At 42.3% G+C, this 25,232-nt stretch carries 17 protein-coding genes, 2 tRNA genes and 3 pseudogenes; 2 read left to right on the top strand and 20 right to left on the bottom strand.

Features of this window, described 5'->3' with window-relative positions:
* From ACFORF_RS04580 to parE, 20 genes and pseudogenes are all read right to left on the bottom strand, one after another.
* Positions 1 to 233 (bottom strand): annotated as a pseudogene (locus tag ACFORF_RS04580) (ISL3 family transposase); the annotation flags it as partial.
* Between the two features lie 138 nt (positions 234 to 371).
* Positions 372 to 1,577 (bottom strand): 30S ribosomal protein S1, encoded by a 1,206-nt coding sequence (gene rpsA, locus ACFORF_RS04575; RefSeq protein ID WP_380425921.1) that lies wholly within the window; start codon positions 1,575 to 1,577, stop codon positions 372 to 374.
* 124 nt (positions 1,578 to 1,701) lie between these two features.
* Positions 1,702 to 1,773: transfer RNA gene (locus tag ACFORF_RS04570), tRNA-Gln, on the bottom strand.
* Positions 1,774 to 1,782: 9 nt separating this feature from the next.
* Positions 1,783 to 1,863, bottom strand: a tRNA-Tyr gene (locus ACFORF_RS04565).
* 61 nt (positions 1,864 to 1,924) lie between these two features.
* Positions 1,925 to 2,155: a DUF2969 domain-containing protein gene (locus tag ACFORF_RS04560; RefSeq protein WP_380425919.1), complete on the bottom strand. Its 231-nt coding sequence runs from the start codon at positions 2,153 to 2,155 to the stop codon at positions 1,925 to 1,927.
* A gap of 80 nt (positions 2,156 to 2,235) precedes the next feature.
* Positions 2,236 to 3,258, bottom strand: a complete 1,023-nt coding sequence (locus tag ACFORF_RS04555; RefSeq protein WP_380425917.1) for a branched-chain amino acid aminotransferase — start codon at positions 3,256 to 3,258, stop codon at positions 2,236 to 2,238.
* Positions 3,259 to 4,764: 1,506 nt separating this feature from the next.
* Positions 4,765 to 6,273 (bottom strand): annotated as a pseudogene (locus ACFORF_RS11165) (pneumococcal-type histidine triad protein); the annotation flags it as partial.
* Positions 6,274 to 6,311: 38 nt separating this feature from the next.
* Complete coding sequence (locus tag ACFORF_RS04545) at positions 6,312 to 7,229, bottom strand: metal ABC transporter solute-binding protein, Zn/Mn family (RefSeq protein WP_380425913.1); 918 nt, start codon at positions 7,227 to 7,229, stop codon at positions 6,312 to 6,314.
* A 184-nt stretch (positions 7,230 to 7,413) separates the two neighbouring features.
* Complete coding sequence (parC, locus tag ACFORF_RS04540; RefSeq protein WP_380425911.1) at positions 7,414 to 9,858, bottom strand: DNA topoisomerase IV subunit A; 2,445 nt, start codon at positions 9,856 to 9,858, stop codon at positions 7,414 to 7,416.
* Between the two features lie 196 nt (positions 9,859 to 10,054).
* Positions 10,055 to 10,297, bottom strand: a complete 243-nt coding sequence (locus ACFORF_RS04535) for a hypothetical protein (protein WP_380425909.1) — start codon at positions 10,295 to 10,297, stop codon at positions 10,055 to 10,057.
* Positions 10,298 to 10,734: 437 nt separating this feature from the next.
* Positions 10,735 to 11,319 carry a sortase gene (locus ACFORF_RS04530; protein WP_380425907.1) on the bottom strand — a complete coding sequence of 195 codons (585 nt, stop codon included), beginning with the start codon at positions 11,317 to 11,319 and terminating at the stop codon, positions 10,735 to 10,737.
* On the bottom strand, positions 11,319 to 11,960 hold the full coding sequence (locus ACFORF_RS04525) for a hypothetical protein (RefSeq protein WP_380425905.1): 642 nt from the start codon (positions 11,958 to 11,960) through the stop codon (positions 11,319 to 11,321). The genes ACFORF_RS04530 and ACFORF_RS04525 overlap by 1 nt, the downstream gene beginning before the upstream one ends.
* The gene (locus tag ACFORF_RS04520) at positions 11,944 to 12,831 is read right to left on the bottom strand and encodes a class C sortase (RefSeq protein ID WP_380425927.1); all 888 of its coding nucleotides are present in this window, start codon (positions 12,829 to 12,831) and stop codon (positions 11,944 to 11,946) included. Before ACFORF_RS04520 ends, ACFORF_RS04525 begins: the two co-directional genes overlap by 17 nt.
* 20 nt (positions 12,832 to 12,851) lie before the next feature.
* Entirely contained in the window at positions 12,852 to 14,333 is a 1,482-nt protein-coding gene (locus tag ACFORF_RS04515) for a SpaH/EbpB family LPXTG-anchored major pilin (protein ID WP_380425903.1), read from the bottom strand.
* Positions 14,334 to 14,363: 30 nt separating this feature from the next.
* A complete protein-coding gene (locus tag ACFORF_RS04510; RefSeq protein ID WP_380425901.1) occupies positions 14,364 to 18,584 on the bottom strand; it encodes an InlB B-repeat-containing protein in 4,221 nt (1,406 codons plus the stop codon).
* Positions 18,585 to 18,688: 104 nt separating this feature from the next.
* Positions 18,689 to 19,264, bottom strand: a complete 576-nt coding sequence (lepB, locus tag ACFORF_RS04505) for a signal peptidase I (RefSeq protein ID WP_380425899.1) — start codon at positions 19,262 to 19,264, stop codon at positions 18,689 to 18,691.
* Positions 19,261 to 19,518, bottom strand: a complete 258-nt coding sequence (locus ACFORF_RS04500) for a DNA repair protein (RefSeq protein WP_380425897.1) — start codon at positions 19,516 to 19,518, stop codon at positions 19,261 to 19,263. The genes lepB and ACFORF_RS04500 overlap by 4 nt, the downstream gene beginning before the upstream one ends.
* A gap of 226 nt (positions 19,519 to 19,744) precedes the next feature.
* The gene (locus ACFORF_RS04495) at positions 19,745 to 20,146 is read right to left on the bottom strand and encodes a YkvA family protein (protein WP_380425895.1); all 402 of its coding nucleotides are present in this window, start codon (positions 20,144 to 20,146) and stop codon (positions 19,745 to 19,747) included.
* Positions 20,147 to 20,749 carry a protein adenylyltransferase Fic gene (fic, locus tag ACFORF_RS04490; RefSeq protein WP_380425893.1) on the bottom strand — a complete coding sequence of 201 codons (603 nt, stop codon included), beginning with the start codon at positions 20,747 to 20,749 and terminating at the stop codon, positions 20,147 to 20,149.
* Between the two features lie 10 nt (positions 20,750 to 20,759).
* Positions 20,760 to 22,703, bottom strand: a complete 1,944-nt coding sequence (parE, locus tag ACFORF_RS04485) for a DNA topoisomerase IV subunit B (protein WP_380425891.1) — start codon at positions 22,701 to 22,703, stop codon at positions 20,760 to 20,762.
* Between the two features lie 151 nt (positions 22,704 to 22,854).
* On the opposite strand from parE, the gene plsY reads away from it, so the two are divergent.
* Together plsY and ACFORF_RS04475 are read left to right on the top strand one after the other, a co-directional pair.
* Positions 22,855 to 23,493, top strand: coding sequence for a glycerol-3-phosphate 1-O-acyltransferase PlsY (gene plsY, locus ACFORF_RS04480; RefSeq protein WP_380425889.1), 639 nt, complete (start codon positions 22,855 to 22,857; stop codon positions 23,491 to 23,493).
* Positions 23,494 to 23,743: 250 nt separating this feature from the next.
* Positions 23,744 to 24,947, top strand: a pseudogene (locus ACFORF_RS04475) (IS110 family transposase).
* The last annotated feature ends 285 nt before the right edge of the window (positions 24,948 to 25,232 follow it).

The following is a 25,232-nucleotide window of genomic DNA, read 5'->3' as shown; positions in this document are numbered from 1 at the left end:
CGTTTCCTTAAACGAATTAGCGTTTTATAGCCAGCACAGTCCAGGTAGGGTATTTTGGATGGTTTCTGGAAGTCGTACTTGGTCATCTGTTCTTGGCAATATTGGCATTTTGTGGCAGGGTAGTCCAGCTTAGCGATGACTTCCTTGTGGGTTCCAGCATCGATATAGTCTGAAATCGAGATATTAGGGTCTTTTATTCCGAGTAGGTTTGTGATAAAATTGAACTGTTCCATATGAGTCTTTCTAATGAGTTGTTTTATCGCTTTTCATTATAGGTCATATGGGACTTTTTTTCTACATTCAAAAAGGCTCCATAATCTCTGCAGGGGAGCTACCCACTACAGAAATTATAGAGCCTTGTTTAATTGAAATTACAATTCAATATCACCGAACAAATCAGCCATTGAGAACCCTGTTTGAGTTTCTGGTAATTCGAAGTCACGTTTTTGTTCGCGTTTTTGACGACGTGGACGTGATTGACGTTTTTCAGTATTTTCTTCGCCTTCAGCAGCTGCTGGACGCTCTTCCAAAGCCTTGATAGAAAGTGATACACGCTCATCTGCAGAGTTCACTTCAAGAACTTTAACAGTCACATCTTGACCTGCAGAAAGAACATCTTTTGGATTTTCAACACGTTTGTGTGAAATTTGAGAAATATGTACCAATCCATCGATACCTGGCAACACTTCTACAAAAGCTCCAAAGTCAGTCAAACGTTTAACTTTACCTTCAACAACATCACCTGCTGCCAATTTTTGCTCAACGCCATCCCATGGACCAGGTGTTGTAGCTTTAAGTGAGAGTGATACACGTCCTTCTTCTTCATCGATAGAAAGAACTTTAACCTCAACTTCATCACCAACAGAAACAACTGATTTAGGTGAAGCATTACGCTCATGTGACAACTCGGTAATGTGAATCAAACCATCAACACCACCAAGGTCAACAAAAGCACCAAAGTTAGTAAGACGAGCAACTGTACCAGTTACAACTGAACCTTCAGCAATTTTACCGAATACCTCAGCACGAGCTGCTGCAGCTGTTTCTTCAACAACATCACGACGTGACAAGATGAAGCGGTTTTCTGCTGGATCAACTTCTTTGATTTTAGCATCAAATTCTTCACCAACAAATTTTTCAGTATTACGAACGAAACGAGTATCGATCATTGAAGCCGGGATAAATCCACGAAGTCCTTCAAATTCAACTGAAAGTCCACCTTTAACAGCACGAGTTACTTTAACAGTAACAACTTCACCTTCACGACCTACAAGTTTGTCCCAAGCTTTGCGAGCTTCCAAACGTTTTTTAGACACAAGGTAAGTAACTGTATCAGTGTCTTTACCTACTACTTGACGAAGAACAAGTACTTCATGGCTTTCACCTGGTTTAACCAAGTCGTTGATATCAGCATCACGATCATTAGTTAACTCACGAAGGGTCAACACGCCTTCAATACCTGTGCCGCTAATAACAAGGTTAGCTTGGCCATTGTCTACTGTCAAAACTTCAGCAGTGACAACATCACCTGGGTTAACTTCGCTAACGCTGTTTAGCAAATCTTCAAATTCATTCATTCTAAAAAATCCTCCAACAAGAACTAGCCTATTCCAGCTCTTGCAAACAATATATTTATTTCAAGGTACCCGCAACGACAACAACTTTTATCTTTGACGGTCTCAGATGACTCTGATACCATGACTGGGGTAGCTGGATTCGAACCAACGCATGAGGGAGTCAAAGTCCCTTGCCTTACCGCTTGGCTATACCCCAATGTTTAAATGGAGAGAGAGGGATTCGAACCCCCGAACCCGAAGGAGCGGATTTACAGTCCGCCGCGTTTAGCCTCTTCGCTATCTCTCCGTAACAACAAGAACTAGTTTACCACAGATTCTTGTTAAAATCAAGCCCTTTTTCTTGATTTTTAGTGATTCAAGTTGTAAGTTTCAATCACGTTTTCAACAGCTTGATCAAGCGTTTTAAAGAAAGTCTCTACTTTACCGTTCTTGAGGGTGGCATAGCGGTCGTCAAGTTCCGCAATCTCCCCGATAGATTTTTTTCCGATGGTCAATTGGTAGCCATCAACGCTTACATTATTAACTTGAACTTTAGCATCCGCTACTTGAATAGCAATTTTTTTATCTTTTTTACTCATCATAGTCTCTTTTCTGAAAGTCTTACCTTTAAATTTTACACAAAAAAACAGGCACTTGCAAGGGCAAGCCCTGTTTATTTTTAGTCTACTTTGACAATCCAGCCTTCTGGTGCCTCAATATCACCAAATTGGATACCTGTTAATTCATCATAAAGTCGACGCGTAATCGGTCCTACTTCCGTTTCACTATAGAAAATGTGAAGTTTATCTTGGTATTGAACTCCTCCTATAGGGGAAATAACCGCGGCTGTTCCACAAGCTCCCGCTTCGACAAATTTATCCAATTCAGTTATATAAACATCTCCTTCAACGGGTTTTAAACCTAAGCGATGTTCAGCCAAATATAACAATGAATACTTGGTAATAGATGGCAAAATTGATAGACTAAGTGGCGTGATAAACTCGTTATCTTTTGTGATACCAAAGAAGTTTGCTGATCCTACTTCTTCAATCTTGGTATGAGTGGCAGGATCAAGGTAAATCACATCTGAAAATCCTTGTGATTTAGCTACTTTACCTGGTAAAAGACTGGCAGCATAGTTTCCTCCAACCTTAGCAGCACCAGTACCATGAGGCGCAGCACGGTCAAAGTCACCTTGAATCAAGAAATTAGTCGGAGCCAAGCCACCCTTAAAGTAATTACCAACTGGCATAGCAAAAATGGTGAAAATATATTCTTCAGCAGGTTTAACCCCGATAATATCTCCAACTCCAATCAAAAGTGGACGAAGATAGAGGGTTCCTCCAGTGCCATAGGGTGGAACAAACTCTTCATTGGCTTTAACTACCGCTTTACATGCCTCAACAAACTTTTCTGTTGGAACCTGAGGCATGAGCATGCGATCTGCAGTTCGCTGAAGACGCTTGGCATTTTCATCTGGACGGAACAACTGTACGCTGCCATCCTTAGTTCGGTAAGCTTTCAATCCTTCAAAGGCTTGTTGCCCATAGTGGAGAGCTGGTGAGGCTTCAGAGAGGTGTAAGATTGCGTCTTCACTCAATTTTCCGTCATCCCAAGCTCCGTCTTTATAAACGGAAATATACCGAAATGGTAACTGACGATACTCAAAGCCTAAATTTTCCCAATCAATTGATACTGTCATAGATAATCCTCATTCCTATTTTTTACTATTCTAAAACTTTTAGAGAAAATTTGCAAGTGAGTTTTCTGAATATTTCAATTATTTGAAAATATAGTCGTTTTCACTTCTGTTTTTTAAGTCAAAATAATACTTTGATGTCTCAACTCTACTCAGTCTGTGATTTGTTAAGAAAAAAAGGTTGTATGACTACAACCTTTTCAAATTCAATTACATACCTATGCGTTTAGCTAGATTTTCAATATCAGCTTTAATTGCTTCTAAACTGTCTGAATCACTTGAACTTGTCAAATTATCTAAGCGGTCAAAGAGGTCTTCTGCTTCTGTATCATAGTCACTCTTTTCCTCAGAGTCTTCCATTTTTTCAATGAAAGCTAAGATTGCCCAGATACGATTTTCAAGAGCTTTTCCTTCGGGAGTTGAAGTAACTGGAACTTCGTCTGTTTCTTCAGAGTCCTCATCTTCTTCATACTCATCATCTGATGGAGAGGGTTCTTCGACGTCATTGTCTTCTTCATCATCGATATCCGAAGATTCTGTTGATGGTTCTACACCCACTGGCAAATCTTGTCCACCAGTATTACCTCGACCATGATCACTATCACTGCCCCAACCGTCTAATTTTGGCCGAGCTTCAGGGTGAAGAACATAGTATTTTACCGTAGCAAAGAGGTCGGCCATTGTATAGCCTTCTGGTACTTCAAAATGACCAGTATCAAAGAGATACATCTTGATATTATGGTAATGATCATGATGAGGAATAATAAAGACATTGCCATCTTGAACTTCAACGGTCTGATGGAGATTATACGGAATCTTTTCAACTGGTACAATCAATTTTGGCTCAACTTCAGCGTAGATATCTTGGGCCGTCTTCTCTTTGTTAGAGTTAGTTGCCTCTTCATTTTCCACAGGAGATGCCGGATTAGCAATATTGTGATTACTATCACTACCCCAACCTTCAAGTTTAGGACGGGCATCAGGATGAGTCGCATAATATTTGACCGTTGCAAAGAGTTGCTCAATCGTATAACCAGTTGGCACCTCGTACATTCCGTCATCAAACCAAGTCATTTTAATATTGTGGTAGTGGTCAGTATGTGGAATCACAAAGGTGTTTCCATCTTTGATTTCAACAGTTTGATGCATGTTGTATGGAATTTTTTCAACTGGGACTTCCAATTTCGCTTCGACAGCATTATAAATTTCCTCTGCTGTTTTTCCGTTTTTAACATGTTCTGGCACAATTGGATTATCAATAGCATGATCGATTTCTTTATCGAGTTTCTTATAATCAACCTGCACCATCATAAGTGGCTCAGCACTCTTATTGGCCTTGATAGCTGAAACACGTTTCTTAAGTCCATTGATTTTAGCTTCATAGCGTTCATAGAGTTGATCGCTCTCAATGAATTCTGCCTTACTCAAAAGACTATCCAGTGCCTTTTCCAATTCATCTGCTGACATAGGTTGTCCAGCCAATTTAGCCTGATCTGCTTGCCACTCAGCGACTTGATCCAATTCAGATTGGTCAAGTTCATTGAAGGGAATAAAGTGGAAATGATCAGTGTGGCGCGCTGTAATCCCATCTTCATCCACTGAGAAAATAGACTCTTTAGTAAACGTATATCCATCACTAGTCGTATAAGGTTTTCCATCCTTGCCTTTTTCAGTAGCCTTAAAGGTCTTGCCTTGGAAATGCAAGGTAACTTCTGCTTCTTTTGTTGGAATTGTAGTAACGGGTTTTGACTCAATCGGTTTTACAATTGGTGTAGGTGAAACATCTGGATTGGATGGACTTGGTTGAACCGTTGGTTGATCTACAATGGTTGTTACTGGAGGAAGTACAGCACCAATAGGAATCATGGCTGAAATGCGTGCTTCAAGGTCAGACATTTTGTCATACGGAATGACATGGAAGTGATCCCCATGTGGAACAACAACTCCTTGGGGAACACGACGAATAATCTGCGCTGGGTCAAAGACTAAACCATCTCCTTCCACGTGACGCTCACTAAGTGGTAAGGCGTATAATTGTCTTAACAGGCTCTGCCATTCTGCCGTATTTCCCTGATTACCAGTAGGTGTGGAAACCGTTGGCTGTGTTGGTTGAGTTGTATGGATTGGTTGAGTTGTATGGATTGGTTGATTACCATAAGCTGGTGGTGGCGTTACTACAGGAGAGTACGGCTGATAGTGACTTCCCCCACCTCCAGCATGTACGTGAGTACTCGATTTTGGTGTGCTCGGAGTGACTACATTTCCTCTCGTTGTTCCGCCATTTTTTCTAGCCCAATAAGCTTCAGCAGCTGCCAATTCACTTGGTGACAAATCTTTCTTCGGAATGTAATGGAAGTGATCCCCATGCGGAACTAAGTAAGCATCCCCAAAGTCATCTAGAACATCTGTGGGACTAAAGACGTAACCGTCATCTGTCGTATAGCGCCCTTCCGATTTTGCCTTAGAAATTTCTGCTTTGTTAGCTGTGTTAATATGGGATGCCGAACTGCTACCTTCATTAGCCCATTTTTTCTTCTCTTCTTCGATATGGTCTTTCGAACGAATATTTTTTCGGTCACTTCCTTCTTTTAAATAAAGATAGTAATTACCATTGACCTTGATAATGTAACCGTCACGAACTTCATTAATGACATCTTCCTGCTTAAAAATATAATTTGGGTCATTCATGATCAGTTCTTCGCTGATAATCGCATCATAGGGAACTTTACCATTAAAAAAATGATAATGATCGCCGTGCGATGTCACATAACCTGTATCTGTTATCTTAACAACGATTTGTTCAGCATTGATTCCCTCTTCTGCGCTAATTTGTTCAGGAGTTTTATCTTTAGTAGTCGTTGACTTTTGAGATTTAGTCGTCTCATCTGAATTGACATAGGCAATACCGTAGTCATCTGCAAGAGTATCCTGATGTCCTTGATAATGGCCAAGTTGATAGCTGGCAAAGCTAAGGATAATGGCAATAGCAGAGCCATAAACATAGTTTTTCTTTTTCATTTTTATTCCTTCTAATATGGTGTGCTTCTCTGACTTGATTATTTGAGGTCACGCGCCAAGACAGTCAGATTATGCTTGAGATTTTCTAAATAGCTTTTATGATTCTGAGGGTCAGCTTCAAGCGGTTCCAAAATTTTCGTCTTGACACCTGTTGATGTTTTGAGAGCTTGTGCCATCTTATCCGAACTACCTCGTTCTACAAAAATGGTCTTAACGTTATATTCCTCAATGAAATCTTTGATTTCACTTAATTGTCGAGGACTCGGCTCTTCCTCAGAAACACCTAAGATACCAAGCTGCTGAATCCCAAAGCGTTTAGCAAGATAAGCAAATGCAGTATGTTGAGTGACAAAGGTTTTTCTTGATGCACTGGCAAATAATGGAGAAAATTGATCAACCAATTCCAGGGCTTCTGCTTTCATTTTATCGGCATTTTTTTGATAACTGTCAGCATGTTCAGGATCAAGTTGTGACAATTCCTGAGCGATATGTTCAACTTCATCTGCCACTAAAACTGGGTCTAGCCAAGTATGAGGATCATACAAAGTTGCTTCATCGATTCCTTCGCCTACCTCAATATCTTCTAAACCTTCTACACGTTGCAACTCCAATCCTTTTGATGCCTCGATAAAGGTAACATCAGATTTAGATTCGGTTGGGTCTAAACGTCCAGCCCAAGACTCTAAAACATGCGAATGATAAATAAACACATCTGCATCATAAATAGCGTGAACATCAGACACAGATGGCTCAAATCCATGAATCCCTTGACTAGATTGAATCATTCGGACATCATTTAAATCTCCCGACACCTCCTTTGTCATAGCGTAAATGGGATAAAAACTCGTTACAATTTTTAGCCCTTCTTTGTCGGAAGTCTTTTGACTAGTTTTGTGGCAAGCTGTCAAACAACCTATCGCCACAAAACAACTTATCCAGTATATAATCTTTTTCACAAGAACCTCACTTTCTTTACTAGTTAATTAACTGGTTAATGAGTTTAGTATAGCATGACTAAAGAAAGTTGACAAGGGGTCATCTTAAAGAAACTCAATGAATTCGTTTTCAATAAAAAAGCACCAGATAGTATGACTATCAAGTGCTCTATAAATAGGTAAATCTCAGTTGTTACCGAAATCTTTAGTGAAGAACTTTAGCCACTCCTACATCCGCAATCGTATCTGAGATAAAGCTGCCATTGCTGGTGCGTTCAGATTGACCAAGATCTGCAAGATTGATGTCATAAACAGTTCCTGCGGTATCCACCACACGAAGGACTTCAGACTGGTTGCTGCTCTCTGTGCTAAAGAGGTCCAACTCTGTCGCTTCAGAAGAAACAGGACCTGCCGCAAAAACCGTATGCGGTTTTGTCTTCAGCGGACGTAAGACTTGCAGACCACGTCCTGCCCGCTTGGCAGTTGGAATGTCGCTGATGGCCATGCGTTTGAGGCTACCACGTTGGGTTAAAAGATACATGCTAGCTGCGTTGGCCACAAAGCTGGCCGCCACCACATCATCACCTTTTAGGTTGATGGCCTTAACCCCTGCTGCCTTGGCACCAATGACCGGCACTTCTTCCACGTTGAAGCGGAGGGCATAACCATTTCGGGTCACGACCATGATGTCGTCCAAGGCAACTGGAGAGATTGAAACTACGCGGTCGTTTGCGTCTTTGAGCTTGGCGAATTTGACTGACTTGGACTTGTAGGTCCGCCACGGGGTAAATTCCTTGCGTTCAACCCGCTTGATTTGTCCAGCTTGGGTTGTTGCTACGTAGGTCGTCGTGTCAAAGTCATCGACAATTTCGGCGTAGAGCACCTGCTCCTGGTTGTCAAAATTGGTCACGGTCTGGCTGATATGCTCTCCGATGTCCTTCCACTTAGTGTCTGCCAATTCATGGACTGGTCGGTAGATGACATTCCCGAGGTCGGTAAAGATCAGCAGGTGCTGGGTGGTCTTGGCCTGCGCTAGGAAGATGAGTTCATCGTCCTCCCGCTTACCGACTTCTTCTACCGTTGAAGCACCAAAGGAACGTGGGCTGGTCCGTTTGATGTAACCTGCCTTGGTCACACTGACATAAGTCTCTTCCTCAGCAATGAGGCTAGCCGTATCAATCTCGATGGTCTCTGCTTGGTCTTGCAACTCAGAACGACGCAGTGTCGCAAAGGTCTTTTTGACCTCACGGAGTTCTTTCTTCATGAGGTGGAACATGGTTTTCTCATCACCGATGATGGCGGTCAGGGTCGCAATCTGCTCACGCAAGCTCCTGTCCTCTTCTTCTAGGGTGACAATGTCGGTATTGGTCAAGCGATAGAGCTGGAGGGTCACGATAGCTTCTGCCTGCTCCTCGGTAAAGTCGTAGGAGACCTTGAGGTTTTCCTTAGCGTCAGCCTTGTTATCACTAGCACGGATGAGGGCGATGACCTCATCCAAGATGGACAGTACTCGAATCAAGCCTTCAACAATGTGAAGTCGCCGCTCTGCTTTTTCCTTATCAAACCGAGACCGCGCAACGATGACCTCCCGCCTGTGGGCGATGTAGCTGGTCAATATCTTGGTCAAGCCAACCTGACGAGGGGTGAAGTTGTCGATGGCAACCATGTTAAAGTTATAGTTGATTTGCAGGTCGGTGTACTTGAGCAGGTAGTTGAGAATGGTCTGGCTATCGGCGTCTTTCTTGAGCTCAATGGCAATCCGTAGGCCGTCTCGGTCACTCTCATCACGCACCTCGGCAATTCCTGGCACCTTAGCATTGACCCGCACATCATCAATCTTTTTGACGAGGACAGCCTTATTGACCTCATAAGGAATCTCGGTGATGACGATTTGTTCCTTGCCGCCCTTGAGGCTCTCGATAGCGGTTCTTGACCGCACCACGACCCGTCCTTTTCCAGTCTCGTAGGCCTTCTTAATCTCATCCGCTCCCTGGATAATGCCCCCCGTCGGGAAGTCAGGCCCCGGCAGAAACTCCATGAGCTTGTCAACACTGGCTTGCGGGTGGTCAATCAAATAAACCACCGCATCGATGACCTCCGCCAAGTTGTGGGGCGGAATGTCGGTCGCATAACCAGCCGAAATCCCCGTCGCTCCGTTGACCAAGAGGTTGGGAAAGGCCGCTGGCAGAACCGTCGGCTCCTTCTCCGTGTCGTCAAAGTTCCAGGCAAAGGGCACGGTTTTCTTGTCAATGTCATTGAGCAGGTAGCTGGAAATCTCAGACAATCGAGCTTCCGTGTACCGCATAGCGGCTGGTGGATCCCCGTCCATGGAACCGTTGTTTCCGTGCATTTCCACAAGAATTTCCCGGTTTTTCCAGTCCTGCGACATCCGAACCATGGCATCATAGATGGAACTATCCCCGTGCGGGTGGAAATTACCCATTATATTTCCGACAGACTTGGCCGACTTCCGGTAAGCCTTATCGTGGGTGTTGCCGTCCTTGTTCATCGAATAAAGAATCCGGCGCTGTACAGGTTTCAGACCGTCCCGAATATCCGGCAAGGCCCGCTCCTGAATGATGTATTTGGAGTAGCGCCCAAAACGCTCTCCCATGATGTCCTCGAGGGACATGTGTTGAATGTTACTCATAATTTAAGATACAAAGGGACGGTTCGGCTAGCCGAAAATTCCCGTAGAAAAATAGGAAATCTGACAAAGACGTTAGCGTCTAGGAAGATTTATCATTTTTCCTAGGGAATTAGTCCCGTGTTCAGTTCTCAGAACCGAACTATCCTTTCGTTAAAACTCTAAAAAAGTTATTTTATTTTTTGAAATAAGTCTGTTACTATTCACTATCCACTAAAAACGGAATAGGTTCTGGATGTGCTTTATAAAAGAGAGCAATCATATCGCCAACTCTATCATAAAGGTTATCATCCATATAAGCTAATTCTTCAACCATCAGTTCGTCGTCAGAAATGTCACTTTCATGGTATGCCTGAGCATACTCACCACATGACTTAAGATAACCCATGATTAGTTTCAATTCTATTTTTTGCTGACGAGAAAATATTTTCGCTTGACTCAAGGTATCAAGGATAAACTGACAATAGCCTGAATATTCTTCCCACCAGTTAATATTTCCATTTTCTTGAGCTTCCCAACGTAATTTTTCTAACTGACGAAGCAGCTCACCTTGTAACGTTTCAGAAATCCCTTATTTAGGCACTTCCGTTTTCCAAATATGGCGTAAAATCTTTAAATATTGAGTGTCATACTGTTCGCTTTTTAATGTCTCTATTGTTAGCTTCTTCTTGAAAAAATCAAACATTACTTTCTCCCCTTCTTCCACTCTTTTTCATCTTCAATATTCTTGTATGCTTACTTCCAATCCATAGTATTAATGCAAATCCGCCACCATTTCTGGCGACGGATTCTCTATCTATTACACCTTTGTTCCATTACCTAGAGCATGACTATTCTACCAAAATGCGGGCTTTTTGTCAAAATAGCAGAGCTGCTCAGCTATTTTACCAAACTACAGCGAACAAGAACACGAGCTAATCCTGCAGGCGTACAGGTAAACAAGCTGAGATCCCAATCTGTATCAGTCGCCGTATCCTTAAAAACTTGGTCCACTGCAGTTGGCTCAATGGTCTCTCTATTGGTTATAATATAATGATAGGTTTGACCATTGGTCGTTGTCAAAATGACCTCTGACCCCATAGCAATAGACTTAAGCGAGTCAAAATGATAAGGATAGTTATGGGCACAGATGACTAGATCATTTGTATAGAAAGACCCTGCATAGCGTGTTGGAGTTAGCGACATTTGTTCAAAACTATAATTGGCTGCAACCGGCAATTTAATACCGATAGCAGGAATTTCAATAGTTCCAATATAATCGGTGCCATCAACCGTTCCAACAGCCATTTCCCCGTCTTCTGAGCCTGTCTTATCTTGTGTAGAAACTTGCTCTAGCTGATTTTCAATAGTCAGAGAGGCATTGGCTGCCGCTTTTGCTTCGCTGATATTATGCCATGCCCACCAAAATCCAGAAGCTATGAGACAAACACCTAGCAATCGCAGGAAAAGTTTTACCACTCTCATCACGTAGGTCTCCTAGCGATAAAAGAAAGTCCAAGGCAAAGAATACCAGCACCAATTAGCAAGGGAACTGGCCACCATAACTGACCGGTGAACGGTAAGGTCTTATCCCGCTTCTGATTTTTATCCGGCACAACAGTCTTAGGTTTAACAGTCACCGGGCTCATTTTTTCAGTTGCTTCGATAGTATAGCTTCCATTTTGCGGAATACTGACCAAAAATGGTTGTAAGGTTTCATAGCCATCCGCTGCGACTGTCTGTACAAATAGGTAAAGACCTGGCTGCAGATTAGAAACCGTCATACCTTCTGCCGAGATGGATTCGACTGTCGTCACGGCTGTCGTACCTGAAGTATACTTAGCAAGTGTCTGTGCATAGTCACGATTATGCTCTGCCATGTTCTCGGTCGTCAAAGACAAAGAAGTTGCATCAAATGGAGATAAGAGCTGAAAGGTCAGATTATCAGACAGTATAGCCACTTGGTAAACTGTCATATTGCCACCGACAACTGCTTTTTTATCATAAGTTGAATGAATGATAATAGTCCCTAATTGACTACTTTCATCAGCTTTTACATCATACCCTCCTGCTACTAAGAAAGTCGTTAAAAACACGAGCAAAAGTGCTTTAATTGTTTTCTTCATTAGGAGACTCCTTTCTAGTCAAGCGAGCAAAAATTTCCTTGCGTTTATGTTGCATATGTGTCGAAGTTAAGAATGCAATCAAAAGTAAGAGAACAATAGGAATTGCTATAAACGGTGCGATGTAAATCGGTTCTATCTGAATCGCGTCCGCCACTACCAAGGCATCTCCATCCTCGTTTGCTACACGGTGTCCACGAACCAAAAGGCGATGCGTATTCACACCGTATGGCGTGCAGGTTAGAAGTGTTTGATAATCTTTGCCCTCTTCAATCTGAATCTGACTCAAATCCTTAGGCAACAGGGTACGAACTTGATCCACTTCGTAAGTATAGGTTTCATTAAGAATATTAACCGTCCAACGGTCCCCAACTTTTAACTTGTCCAAGTCAGTAAACAAGCGCGATGATGGTAACCCCCGGTGACCTGATAAGACTGAATGCGTGGATTCTCCCCCTACAGGTAAACTAGTTCCTTCCAGGTGACCAATTGAGGTCTGTAGTACGGATTCCGTTGTTCCATGGTAAATCGGTAGCATGACATTGATTTTTGGAATGGAAATATAACCCATGTAACCGGAATTCTCAATAGATAAGAGAGAGTTATAAACCGCCTTATCGTCGTCAGACATATTCCACTTGATGCCAGTTTTTACGAATTGAGTGTTGTAGGCAGCTGCATCTGCCAGCATCTTTCCATATTGGTTCGTATCTAGCTTTGTCACTTGTTTTTGATAATCCATAATTGCTCTGGATTGGTGAAAAGAATTCCAGTAATTTGCAAGTGAAGGATAGGTCATCAAACCTATCCCTATTGCAATTATAGCCATGAGCAGTATGGAAACAAGATCAAGTTTTCTTTTTTTCTTCTTCATCCGTCTGCTCACCTAAAAAGTTAGTCACGCAAGCGACGACGAGCCACCATCACCAGTCCAGCTCCAAGAACTAAGAGTGAACCTACAGTATAGAAGATCGTTGTTCCGAGTCCACCAGTAGATGGAAGTTCTGAACCTTTGTTGTTTTTAACTTCAGAAGTCACTAAGAGTGTGTCGTTTGAAGTATCTGATGATTTAGAAAGAGTAACTGATGTTCCATCTTTTAACAAGTTATATCCAGCTGGAGCTTTTGTTTCGACAAGAGTATAAGTACCTTCATCTAAACCAGAGATTTCAACTGTTCCATCTGAACCTGTTGTGTATGTTGTTGCACTAGCTTGGTCAGTTGTCCATTCTACATTATCTTTATCAGTATAGTTGAGGTATTCACCTTTACTATTTTTAAGGACAAATTCAGCTCCTGCAAGTGTTTTAGAGGTATCTGTTCCATCTACTTTTTTGATGGTGATCTTTCCGTCATAGACGTTTACTGTTTTACCATTATCATCTTTCTTAGTATTTGGATTGATTGTTGCTTTGTTTTTGTTTGTATCTGAGTCTGTAGAACCTTCTGTAGCACCGCTCTTAAGAACACCGGTATAAACGACTTTGATTGTGCTAATTGGATTGTAATAAAAATCATCAGCATCCCCTACATTATTGCTAGCAGTGTTAGTAGCTGCCCAAGGAATAGTCAATGAGAAGCCACTAGTGCTAGATTCTGTCAATTGATAGGTATTCTTTGCAGCAGTATCAGACTTTGTCAGCTCAGTTCCATTAACATAGACCTTGAATGAATCTGTATTGAGTGAGATACCTGACCCAACTGTATCCGCAACTACATATTGGTATACTTTATCACCTGATGAATAAAAAGTTGCGTTTGTGTAGTTCAGTGTGTAAGTGATGGTGTCACCGACAGCATAAGTGTTATTGCTATCATCTACAGTCTTACCACCATCATCTCCCCAAGTAGGTTCGTTATTCTTTTCTTGGATAGTAGCATTTGGAGATGCAGAGGTTACCATCACAGTGGAGCCGTTAGTTGCTGTTGTTGCTACATAGTAATAGCCGTAGCCAACTGATAAAGTTTCTACACCATCAGTTGACGTTTCTGTAGTTTTAGTTTCTTCTGAAAGTCCAGCAGTTGTCACGATTGTTTTTGCCCACTCAGCAATCGCTGTATCAGAGGCATCTGACTTTTTCGTTACGTAGGTTGTATCACCATTTTTTACAGTGTCAAACAGGGACAAGAAGGTTTCATCAGCAAGGTAAGCTGTTTCTTTTCCAGATGGAATTGTATAAGATACTGCCCCATTGTTGGTTGTAGTGTCAGCAACTGTCGCATCAAAAATACGGTAAGCTGTGTAAGTCGCATTTTTTTGCGTACTATTTACAGTGATAGTACCTGTATCAGCAGCGTATACTGATGGAGCAGTCGCTGTTGCTGTTCCAAGCACTAATGTTGCGGTAAGAAGTGTAGTTAATAAACGTTTTTTCATGATTTTTCCTTTTCAAAAATAGTTAATTTACTAAGTAAACCTACGCTTGCGGTAAAGCAAGGCAGCAGCTGGTATAATCATTGTTAAACCAGCTATAATAAAGACGCGTTCACCAATACCTCCGGTGGAGGGTAATTCAGTTCCCTTAGAGTTGGTAATCTTAAAGTTTGTCGTCACCGTACCATCAGGTAAGGTAACCTCTTCAGAGCTTAGCAGTTGTCCATTTTGCATCATTGAAACACCTGTACTGGTTACCACTACCTTGATATCTTCATCAGGTAAGAGATAGCCGTCTGGAGCCTTGGTTTCGGAAAGATAGTACTCTCCAACTGCTGCATTTAAGACTATGACACCTGAAGATGTTTGGACGAAGCCATCCTCACGAGAGGTAATATCAGTGTAAGCTGTTTGAACACGATTTCCATTCTCATCAATTTTGTAAATGGTGAACTGCGCACCTGATAGTGACTCATTCAGATTCTCAACATTGACCTTTTGAATGGATAAGGTTTGTCGATTACGCGTATTGGTAAAGACGAGGTCAATATCCCCATCTACCGTGACCGTTTGAGAACTGTCCCCCTCAGCAGTCTTATCAGCCTCACCAGAAGCAAGATTCTTATGGGTAATGGTTTCAACAGTGTCAAAATCAGCGTAATCCTGCTCAGCTATTGTAAACTGTGTTCCGTAAGGAACAGTAAATGTCTTGGTTTCTGTGTCTGCCAACGAGAAGTTTTCCTGTTGCAGGGAATCACTCGGTTCAAAGGTGAACTTAGTAGTCTTATCTTTTTCAGTACCTTTGACATTCTTAGTGACTGTAATCGTATAAGTTTTTGGCTTCCAGACTGCATAGAGAATGTTGTCTGATCCTTCTGAGTCGTCGTCGTAATTATTATCAAGACCAATCTCAGTTCCCGGAGTATACTGTACTGCACCTGCATCGGCTTGCTCCTTATTTTCATTCCAGCCAATAAGGTCATAGCCTGTTCGTGTAAAGAAGTCAGCATCTTCAGCTTGCACAGTACTGTTAAGATTCAAATGCGGGATAGTAACTGAGCTAGCACCACCCGTATTCGTTCCACCATTGCCATCATAAGTCAAGAAAGTATCCTCAACTGTTAGGCTAGAAATTGGAATCAAAACCGGCTTGACATGAACCTTCTTATTGGGATCAGCGAGTAAAGCATCTAAAGTTACTTGATCTCGTGGAGAGTAGACTTTCTCATTATAGTACCAACCACGGAAACGATAGCCACTCGGTATTGTTGGACGATTCAAAAGGGCAAAGTGAGACCCATCGTCGTATTTACTTCCGTCTGTTGGAACATCACTGACATTGACAGCATTTCCAGAATCATCCTCTATCGGATTACCATCCAGACCTACTGCGTCTGTATCATAAACGACTTGGTATTCACCAACTCGACGCCAAATCGCTCTTAAGGTCACATCTGAAACCACCGCACTTGAGAAGTTATATGGTTTTAGAGTTCCATCAGCTAAGACTTGGTACCAACCAACTAGTTTATAAGCATCCTGCTCAAAGCGGTAAGTCGTTTTTAGACTAACATTTGGTTCTGTAGAGTCAGTTGTATAACGGGCTACACGTGTAGTGGTTACGCCATCATTTGTATCATAACGGTAATAGTAAAGACCATTTGAGTCTGCAATATAGTTACGGCTAATATCCGTATATTCAGTAATTTTATCGCCGTACTCAACATTGAAATACGTCGCTTCTGTACTGGAGAGCTCTCCTCCATTAGGATCAATCGTAACATTATACTTAATCTTTTCAAATCCGGCATATACTTTCAAATCATGAGATGGCATGGTCGTAGACCAATCAATCTCTTGGGTCATGGCCGCATCCTTATACCATTTACCAGTGAAACGGTAACCAGGTTTTGAGGCCACAGGAGTGATACTTGAATCAGGTTTGTAACTAGAAATACTTTCTTCGTACTTCACATATTTTGAAGGAACGTTAGAAAGTTCCTGATTGGTGAAGGGATCCAAATAGTTGATTTTGTAGGACAAACGTTCGTAGCGAACTTCTAAGTTATAGTAATAGTTGTACCGATTGTAGTTATAAATCATCGAGACGCTATCACCAACGGAGACGCTCTGCCAGTTTTCTGCAGCATAACCACTTGAATAGACACGTCTACTCTGTTTAACCGTAAAACCTGCATACTTTTCAGAAAAACTAAAAGTTGTAGCTCCAGCGCCAATACCAGTATCATTTGGAGTCGTTGGATAGGTTCCATCTAAATTCTGTTTATAAAAATGGTACTCGTTCGTCTTGCTTGTTGCTGGAATCATACGAATCAATGTTCCATTAGAATCCATCACACCACTCGGTAAAATAAATTCACCTAAGTAACTCATCCCGGTCATACCGTTTGCAGAATTGAAATATCTCCAAGCATAGCCCGATAGCCAAGAATATCCATTTGATGCTAGTGTTGAGCCATATAAACCTGTATAAGTCGTTGTATAGTTAGAATAGCCCCAAGACAAATGACTATAAGTATTGTTTGTACTGTAAGTATTAAACTGCATCGTAATCAACTTACGGTTAAAGTAAATGTTAATAACACTTGAACCATCAGCTTTAACGGTTACAGATGATTCGCCTTTATCTGTTGTATATTCAAAACCGGTTTCTTTTGGTATCTTGTCTGTTGACGTGATCGAAACTGTAGTGCCAGTCGTTCCAGAACGCGTTTCTTGACCAGCATAATCATAAGTTTTTTGAGCAGCTGTTGCATTTTTATCATCAGTCACAGCCTGTTGCCAGTAAATTACCGTGTAGGAAGAGTTTGCGGCAGTCCAATGAGCATATAAGGTTGTATTTTTAGTGATGACACTTGAAAAATCAAACTCTGTACCGCCAGTTTCAGCTGTGTACCACCCTGCAAAAGTATAACCAGGTCGAGTCGGATCAGTTGGTTTAGCAATTGCAGCACTTTCACCTTCGATAACTGATTTAGGTGCGACATAGGAGGCACCGTCTTTGATGTCCCCTGTATTAAATTCAATCTTTAATGATTTTTTGAAAACAGGGTAGAGATTCTTATTTTCAGTAACTGTATAAGCTTTGGATTCAGACTCACTGATAGCTGTCCCACCAATCGTTTCAGACCAGCCAGCAAAAATCATATTTGAGCTTGGAGACGGTACTGAGTATTGGGTCAGGTCTACCGTTCCAGTTCCATTTTCAAGGTTGACTTGGTTTTTCTCAAGGATGATTGTTCCAGCCGTATCTTCGTAGAGAGTGACATAGGCAACTTCACCAAAACTTGGTCGAACATAGATATCCTTGGTCTCAGTAACAGAGATTGGATCATCGAAGACAACTTTTTCACCATAGGTATTTGTCGTCTTATCATAGAGATACCAACCGTTAAACTCATGGGTACCATCGACGATTGGAATACCTACCGTCCCTAGCGCCTCACCATTTTTTATAATTTGGATGTCCGTCTGTTGACCGGTATTAGTCATGAAGTAGTAGACTGAACCATCTGCATTTTCAAAGTGATAAGTCGCACGCGGAACCTCAGTCCCATCTGGGAGGACAATTGCATAGATTGAGAAGGATCCTGTTTGAAAGGCTATATCGCTTTCAATATTCTTGGTCTCATCATCTGATTTAGACTTAAGCACCTCGAGCTCTCCACTATCTTTAAAGTGGACAATCTCTGGCGTTTCTGCCGTAGTGTCAACTATCGGTTGGTCATAGGTGACTTCTACTGTAACTTTTGCTTGAGGCTGAATCTCAGTCTCACCATCATAAAGTTTAATGTCATAGAGTTTGATGGCTTTGACGTCAGATTCTGTTTTTTCAACCTTACTTAAGGCTTGATCCTTATAATTGCTATAATTCGATTGTTCTTCCGTTAATTCTGTTACAGTCAGGGTGGTCGACTTTGGCAATTTGGCATCTTTTTTAATACCAACCTTAACGGTATAGCCATCTGCTTTATAGATCAGGTCGCCTTCAAAGTAATCTTCCGCAACGGTTGTTGTTTCAGATTGAGTTGTTTGAGAGGTCACCTCTCCACTCGATTCAGAGTTAATATTCGCTGAATCCGTTTGATCTGCAGCAGCATTTGATGAATTGCTTCCAGACGTCGTCTCTACTTTAATTACAGCTTCTTCTGCTTTGCTATTTTCAATCGTTATGGCTGGCAAAATCAAAAAGTATGTCGTCAGGAAGGTCGTGAGAATCATTGTTCCCCACATGGATAACTTCCAAAATTTTTTATGCTTACTATTTTTTAAAGATTTTAGGAATATTTGATACCATTTGTCCAATTAACCACCCCCTCTCTTTGTTGAATTTCATGTTATTTAATTGTTCCTATTTTATTAAGTGGCCAGATGCGAAAGGCAATCTTACCGACGATTTGCTCCTGGGAAACACCGCCGATTGACGTGTTACGAGAATCAATGGATGTCGCTCGGTTATCTCCCATGACAAATATCTGTCCTTCTGGTACTTGGTAAGGATAAGTAATGTTGCTCTCACCGAGAGCTAATTCTTTAACATAAGGTTCATCAAGTTTCTTTTGATTGACATAGACATCGCCATCAGCGTTGATATCAACCCAGTCACCAGATTCAGCAATCACACGCTTAACGAGAACTTTATTATTATAGTAGAAAGCAATCACTTCTCCTGTGTCAAAATCTGACCCTTTTACAGTTAAAACAACATCTCCTTCCTGGAGTGTTTTATTCATCGATTGACCGTAAATACGTAAAACAGGTAACCAAAGTACAGCTATCAAAATAGCCGTTGACGCTACCGCCATCAAGATATAAACTGAATTTCGAACAACTCCCCAAAATCTATTGCGATAATTTACACGCTCCAGTTCACTTGATAGATCTTTTGTGGTTACTTTGGGTGAATCTGTCATGATTTATCCTCCGCTATAGCTTTGACACTGAGAAGATACTGATCCGCAGCTTGTTGAGCTGCCTCAAACACTCCATTTAGAGCAAGAGCAGCTTGAGCTATAGACCCAGCTTCCTCTATTTTAATTTCTCTCTGGTTTAGATTCGCTTCCAAAGTTCTTATCTTTTGTTCCTGCATTTCAATCGTTTCTTGCTGCTGTAACATGAGTTCTAGTAGCTGCTCACGTTTTAATTTACGCAGATTAACCTGCTCCATACAAGTTTACTCTCTCTCTTCAAATTAACTCAAGCTAATTTACCATATTTCAAACATTTTGTCACGTAAAGATGACTAACTTTATGGAATTCTTTAATTTATTTGACAATTTTAGAATACCTTAAAAACAACCTTAAACAAGGAATTAATAAGTTTAAAATAGTAAAAATTAACTACCAATCTATATTGGTAGTTAATATAGTCTTATCTATTAAAATGAGAGCACCTATGACTTATTCTTCTGCCACTGGCGATAATCATCTATATCTCTATGTACGTATTTCCAAACGGTAGCAATGACGAGGGCGTCATCCATTTGTCCAAGGAATGGAATCCAATCGGGCACGACATCCAAAGGAGACAGGAAATAAATCAAGGCACTGATAATAGCAATGATGGAACGGAATGGCACACGGGTGTAGTCCTTCTTCCAGTAACTCCTCACCATACTAATAAGAATTGGAAGGGACTTAAATTCTTCTCTAAGGAAAGGAATCCATTTCATTTTCTTTTCCAACTTAGTTAGGAAAGACTCCATTTTTTCGTCATCTTTGAGCAACTTTTCCGCCTTTTTATATCGCTGTTGCACCTGCTCCATAGCATCTTTTTGATTAAATTTGATTGGCATTTAGAGGTCCTCCGTTTTGTAGAGTGTGTAGCCTTCGTAGTAATAGGAAGTATCCAGGCCTTTGAAAAAAGTCTGCTGACTAAAGTCGTCTGTTAAGTGTTTGAGTAAGAGGTATTTGAGTTCACCGGTTGAAACATGGCTACGCACCATGGCGTTAAAGTACTCATCCTTGTCGATAGCGTTCCAATCTACTACCTGACCAAGAACACTACGCAACATACTATCGAGCCACAAGCGCATTGCTCGGCCATTGCCCTCCCGAAAAGGATGGGCAATATTCATATCCGCATACTTCTCCACAATCTCGTCAAAGCTTGCATGTGGAAGCTTGTCAATATATGTCAAAGACTGCTCTAGGAAAATACGTGGTGCAAAGGCAAAGCCGTCCTTGGCGATGTTGACATCCCGAATCTTTCCAGCAAAATCGTAGAGGTCTGAAAACAAGGCCTTATGGATAGCAGACAAACCAGCAAAGGTTCCGACTTCCACCTCATATAGCTTACCCGTTTCAAACAAATCCTTGGCTTTTAGCTTACTTAGTCGTTCTTCTGCCTCAGCGAGTTCAGCTGAATTGGTGATATTGAGTTTATTTTCTAGAACCATCTTTCCTCCTTTAGAAAACGGTCGTTTCCTCCAAGGTGAAGCGGACGTTGTCTTCAATCCACTGGCGGCGTGGGGCTGGTTTGTCTCCCATGAGGACAGAGACGCGGCGCTCGGCACGCGCTAGGTCGTCAATGGTCACTTGGATCAGGGTGCGGGTCTCAGGGTTCATGGTCGTTTCCCAGAGCTGGTCAGCGTTCATCTCACCCAGACCCTTGTAGCGTTGAAGCATAAAGCCCTTGCCAAATTCCTTGCGGAGGTCTTCCAACTCCCCATCACTCCAAGCATAGGCGATTTTCTCAGTCTTTCCCTTACCCTTACTCATCTTATAGAGCGGTGGCAAAGCGATGTAGACATGGCCCGCCTCAACCAGCGGACGCATGTATCGGTAGAAAAAGGTCAAAAGAAGCGTCTGAATGTGGGCACCGTCGGTGTCAGCGTCAGTCATAATGATAATCTTGTCGTAGTTGATATCCTCTAGATTAAAGTCTGCCCCAACTCCAGCACCGATGGTGTAAATCATGGTGTTGATTTCCTCGTTTTTGAGGATATCGGTCATCTTGGCCTTCTCGGTATTCAGGACCTTACCACGCAGTGGCAAAATGGCCTGGAACTTGCGGTCACGGCCCTGCTTGGCTGAACCACCGGCAGAATCTCCCTCGACCAGATAGAGTTCGTTTTTCTGGGCATTTTTAGACTGGGCTGGGGTCAATTTCCCAGACAAGAGGCCCTTATCTTTCTTGTTTTTCTTGCCAGAACGCGCATCATCACGCGCCTTGCGGGCCGCTTCACGGGCATCTCTAGCACGAATAGCCTTGCGGATGAGATTGCTGGCTACTTCTCCATTTTCCAGGAGGAAGAAGGTCAGTTTTTCAGAAACGATACTGTCCACAATAGGGCGGGCAAGAGGGCTCCCCAGCTTATCCTTGGTCTGGCCTTCGAACTGCAAATGGGCCTCAGGCACTAAGATAGACAGGACTGCTGAAAGACCTTCCCGGTAGTCCGAACCTTCCAGGTTCTTGTCCTTTTCCTTGAGGAGACCTGTTTTACGGGCATAGTCGTTCATAGCCTTAGTAATGGCTGTCTTAAATCCTGTCTCGTGGGTCCCGCCGTCCTTGGTGCGGACGTTGTTGACAAAGGAAAGGATATTGTCTGAAAAGCCATCGTTGTACTGCATGGCAATGTCGACTTGGAACTCTTGCTCCTCACCTGTAAAGGCAATAATCGGTGTCAGGGTTTCCTTGTCTTCATTCAGATAAGCCACAAAGTCCTGGACCCCATTTTCATAGTGGAAGCTGACAGCTTCACCAGACCGCTCGTCTGTGAGAGTCAGCGTGACATTTTTGAGTAAGAAGGCAGACTCGTTGAGCCGCTCTGCGATGGTCCCAAACTTAAAGTCAACCGTGGAAAAAATGCTGGCATCAGGCATAAAGGTGACCTTGGTGCCGGACTTAGACTTAGGTGCTGTACCAATTTTTTCCAGCGTTGTCACGGGCTTGCCGCCATCCTCAAAGCGCTGGCGATAGACAGCCCCCTCACGAGTAATCTCGACTTCCAGCCAGCTGGACAGGGCGTTGACAACTGAGGAACCCACCCCGTGGAGACCACCAGAAGTCTTGTAGCCGCCTTGGCCAAACTTACCACCCGCGTGGAGGACGGTAAAGATGACTTCGACCGTCGGAATCCCCATGGCGTGCAGACCGACAGGCATTCCCCTTCCGCTATCTGCTACCGTCACAGAACCGTCGCTGTTGAGCGTGACATCAATCTTATCTCCAAAACCAGACAGGGCCTCATCGACTGCATTGTCCACGATTTCCCAGACCAGGTGGTGGAGTCCCACACCGTCGGTCGAACCGATATACATTCCGGGACGCTTTCTAACCGCATCCAGTCCCTCTAGGACCTGAATGGCGTCGTCATTGTAATTATTAACGTTAATCTCTTTCTTAGCCAAAAGATGACCTCCATACTTGTATCTCTACTATTTTACCGATTTTTCGGACAAATAGCAAAATTATTTACCATTTTTAGACCAAACCCTCAAAATTTTTAAGCCAATGACATAATTCTATACAGGGCAAGCTCTGCTATGATATAATGAAACCATGAAAATAATGATTTTAATTCTCATTGCTTACCTGCTGGGCTCTATTCCGACTGGACTTTGGATTGGAAATTCTATCTATAAAATAAACCTTCGTGACCACGGCTCAGGAAATACTGGAACGACCAATACTTTTCGGATTCTTGGTTGGAAAGCTGGCACTGTTACCCTTGTCATTGATGTTTTAAAGGGAACCTTGGCTACACTGCTTCCTGCTTGGCTTGGTCTTGAAAGTTCATGGCCTTTGGTCATCGGTTTCTTTGCTATTATTGGCCACACTTATCCTATTTTCGCGCAGTTTCGAGGGGGAAAAGCGGTCGCGACCTCTGCTGGCGTCCTACTGGGATTCGCTCCAGCCTTCCTTTTCTTTCTCTTGCTTATTTTTGGAATTATGCTCTACCTCTACAGTATGATTTCGTTAGCCAGTGTAACAGCTGCAGCTGTAGCCTTGCTGGGAATTGCAGTTTTCCCAGCACTCAACTTCCTTCTCTATGATTATAATGGACTTTTTAGTCTTATCATTGTCTGCGTTGCCAGTATCATCATCTTTAGGCACAAGGAAAATATCCAGCGTATTCTAAAGAAAGAAGAGAACACCGTTCCCTTCGGGCTCAACTTAAGTCACCAGAATAAAGAATAATCAATTAACCAGGCTTTGCTATGATGCCTGGTTTTTTCGTGCAAAAAGGGAGCGGGAAAGAACTCTTAAAGGCTAAACATACTAAGATTAGTAGTGAAGAAATCTCCGACGGGAGAAAGTACTCACTACTTTTTTTATGTTAAAGTAGAGGTGTGTTGATAAGTCGTGAACTCTTTGGACGCTAGACGTCGTGTATTGAAAATGACATCACTAAGAACAAGGAATCATTCAAGACAATAGAGGTAACACAATGAGAGTAGTATTTGGGATTGATATCAGTAAAGCAAGTTTAGAAGTGGCTATTTTGGTCAATGACGACAAGGTTCATAGCTACACGATGCCCAATAATGCCTTTGGATTCAATCCTCTTCTGAATGACTTGAAAATCGTCCATAATCCTGAGATTATCTCCGAAGCGACAGGCGTCTATTCTCGTCGCCTCCAAGCTTTTCTTGAGGAAAATGGCTACGCCTATACACGGCTAAATCCTCTGGAAGCTAAGAAGCAACTGGACAGCTTGCGGGTCCGTAAAACGGATAAAATCGACGCTGAAAAGCTGGTTCAGTCTCAGTTTGTATTGAATCGCAAACCGACCTATGGGCAGGAAGAAGCCTATCAAGACCCGCGTGATTTAAGCCGTTACTATCAGAACTTGACTGAAGACATCGTGCAGACTAAGAATCGGCTCCATAAAGTCTTGCAGGTCACTTTCCCAGAGTTGGAGACTATCTTGTCTACACCCACTGGTGAACAATATTGGAATTTGGTCATGGTTTTTCCTTGCAAGGAATTTGTCCTGAGCTTGACTCAAAGTGAATTGATGGCTAGTATTCGTCAGTCTACTTCAAGACGTATTTCTGACAAGCGTGTGGCCTACTTAACTGAGCAGCTTACAGTTCTGGCTAAGCAATCTTATTGTGCCGTCAAGAAAACCTCTCCAATACTGGAAGAGGTCCGTTACTATGCCCAAGCATTGCTTAGACTTTCTGAACGCAGACAGATTGTCTCAGAGGAAATGGTGTGCCTAGCTCAGCCATTACCAGAGTATGAGAGTCTTCTGTCTATCCCAGGTATCGCTGAAACGACAGCCACAAGCATCATTGGCGAATTGGGAGATATTCGTCGCTTTCAGTCTGCCAATCAAATCAACGCTTTTATCGGAATTGATCTCAGACACTACGAATCTGGGAACTTTCTGGCCAAGGAACACATCACCAAACGTGGCAATCCTTACGCTCGAAAGATTCTCTTCAAGTGCATTCACAACATCGCTGCAGCTAGCCATACCTAATCCCTGTCATATCGCAGATTTCTATGAGAAACGAAAAAGGCAATCGCAAATGACTTCAACCAAGCCACATACGATTGCCTCTATACATCGCCTTATCAGAACGATACATTACCTCATCACGCATCACAAACTTTACGAGTATTCTTCTACCCAAAATCATTAAAGTTGTTGATGCTCTATTATTGTAACACCTTATTCAAAAAATAACAAAGTAAGGTGTTATTTTGCATGCCTTCTGATAACTAAACAACGTTCAAAATAAGGCCCTATAACCTCAAAATAGCCATTAGCTTGATATTTATTAAGCCAAAGCCTTGATAGACTTGACAAATGGTAGAAAAAAGAGTTAGATAACTTCGCTTCTGGATTTTTGAGCTGAGGCTGAAACGGTCTCTTCCCAGACCGTTTGACACTGACTTCGTCAGCTTTATTTCCCACTTCAAAAGGT

The sequence above is a fragment of the Streptococcus caprae genome, from assembly GCF_042649745.1.
Classification (GTDB): Bacteria; Bacillota; Bacilli; order Lactobacillales; family Streptococcaceae; genus Streptococcus; species Streptococcus caprae.
This window is presented reverse-complemented; position numbering and strand designations above follow the sequence as displayed.

Bases quoted from the DNA above. Each gene is read 5' to 3' on its own strand.
- lepB (WP_380425899.1), bottom strand. From the start codon at position 19,264: ATGACAGATTCACCCAAAGTAACCACAAAAGATCTATCAAGTGAACTG.
- ACFORF_RS04560 (WP_380425919.1), bottom strand. From the start codon at position 2,155: ATGAGTAAAAAAGATAAAAAAATTGCTATTCAAGTAGCGGATGCTAAA.
- plsY (WP_380425889.1), top strand. From the start codon at position 22,855: ATGAAAATAATGATTTTAATTCTCATTGCTTACCTGCTGGGCTCTATT.
- ACFORF_RS04495 (WP_380425895.1), bottom strand. From the start codon at position 20,146: ATGCCAATCAAATTTAATCAAAAAGATGCTATGGAGCAGGTGCAACAG.
- ACFORF_RS04520 (WP_380425927.1), bottom strand. From the start codon at position 12,831: ATGAAGAAGAAAAAAAGAAAACTTGATCTTGTTTCCATACTGCTCATG.
- ACFORF_RS04555 (WP_380425917.1), bottom strand. From the start codon at position 3,258: ATGACAGTATCAATTGATTGGGAAAATTTAGGCTTTGAGTATCGTCAG.
- fic (WP_380425893.1), bottom strand. From the start codon at position 20,749: ATGGTTCTAGAAAATAAACTCAATATCACCAATTCAGCTGAACTCGCT.
- rpsA (WP_380425921.1), bottom strand. From the start codon at position 1,577: ATGAATGAATTTGAAGATTTGCTAAACAGCGTTAGCGAAGTTAACCCA.
- ACFORF_RS04510 (WP_380425901.1), bottom strand. From the start codon at position 18,584: ATGTGGGGAACAATGATTCTCACGACCTTCCTGACGACATACTTTTTG.
- parC (WP_380425911.1), bottom strand. From the start codon at position 9,858: ATGAGTAACATTCAACACATGTCCCTCGAGGACATCATGGGAGAGCGT.
- ACFORF_RS04500 (WP_380425897.1), bottom strand. From the start codon at position 19,518: ATGGAGCAGGTTAATCTGCGTAAATTAAAACGTGAGCAGCTACTAGAA.
- ACFORF_RS04515 (WP_380425903.1), bottom strand. From the start codon at position 14,333: ATGAAAAAACGTTTATTAACTACACTTCTTACCGCAACATTAGTGCTT.
- ACFORF_RS04525 (WP_380425905.1), bottom strand. From the start codon at position 11,960: ATGAAGAAAACAATTAAAGCACTTTTGCTCGTGTTTTTAACGACTTTC.
- ACFORF_RS04530 (WP_380425907.1), bottom strand. From the start codon at position 11,319: ATGAGAGTGGTAAAACTTTTCCTGCGATTGCTAGGTGTTTGTCTCATA.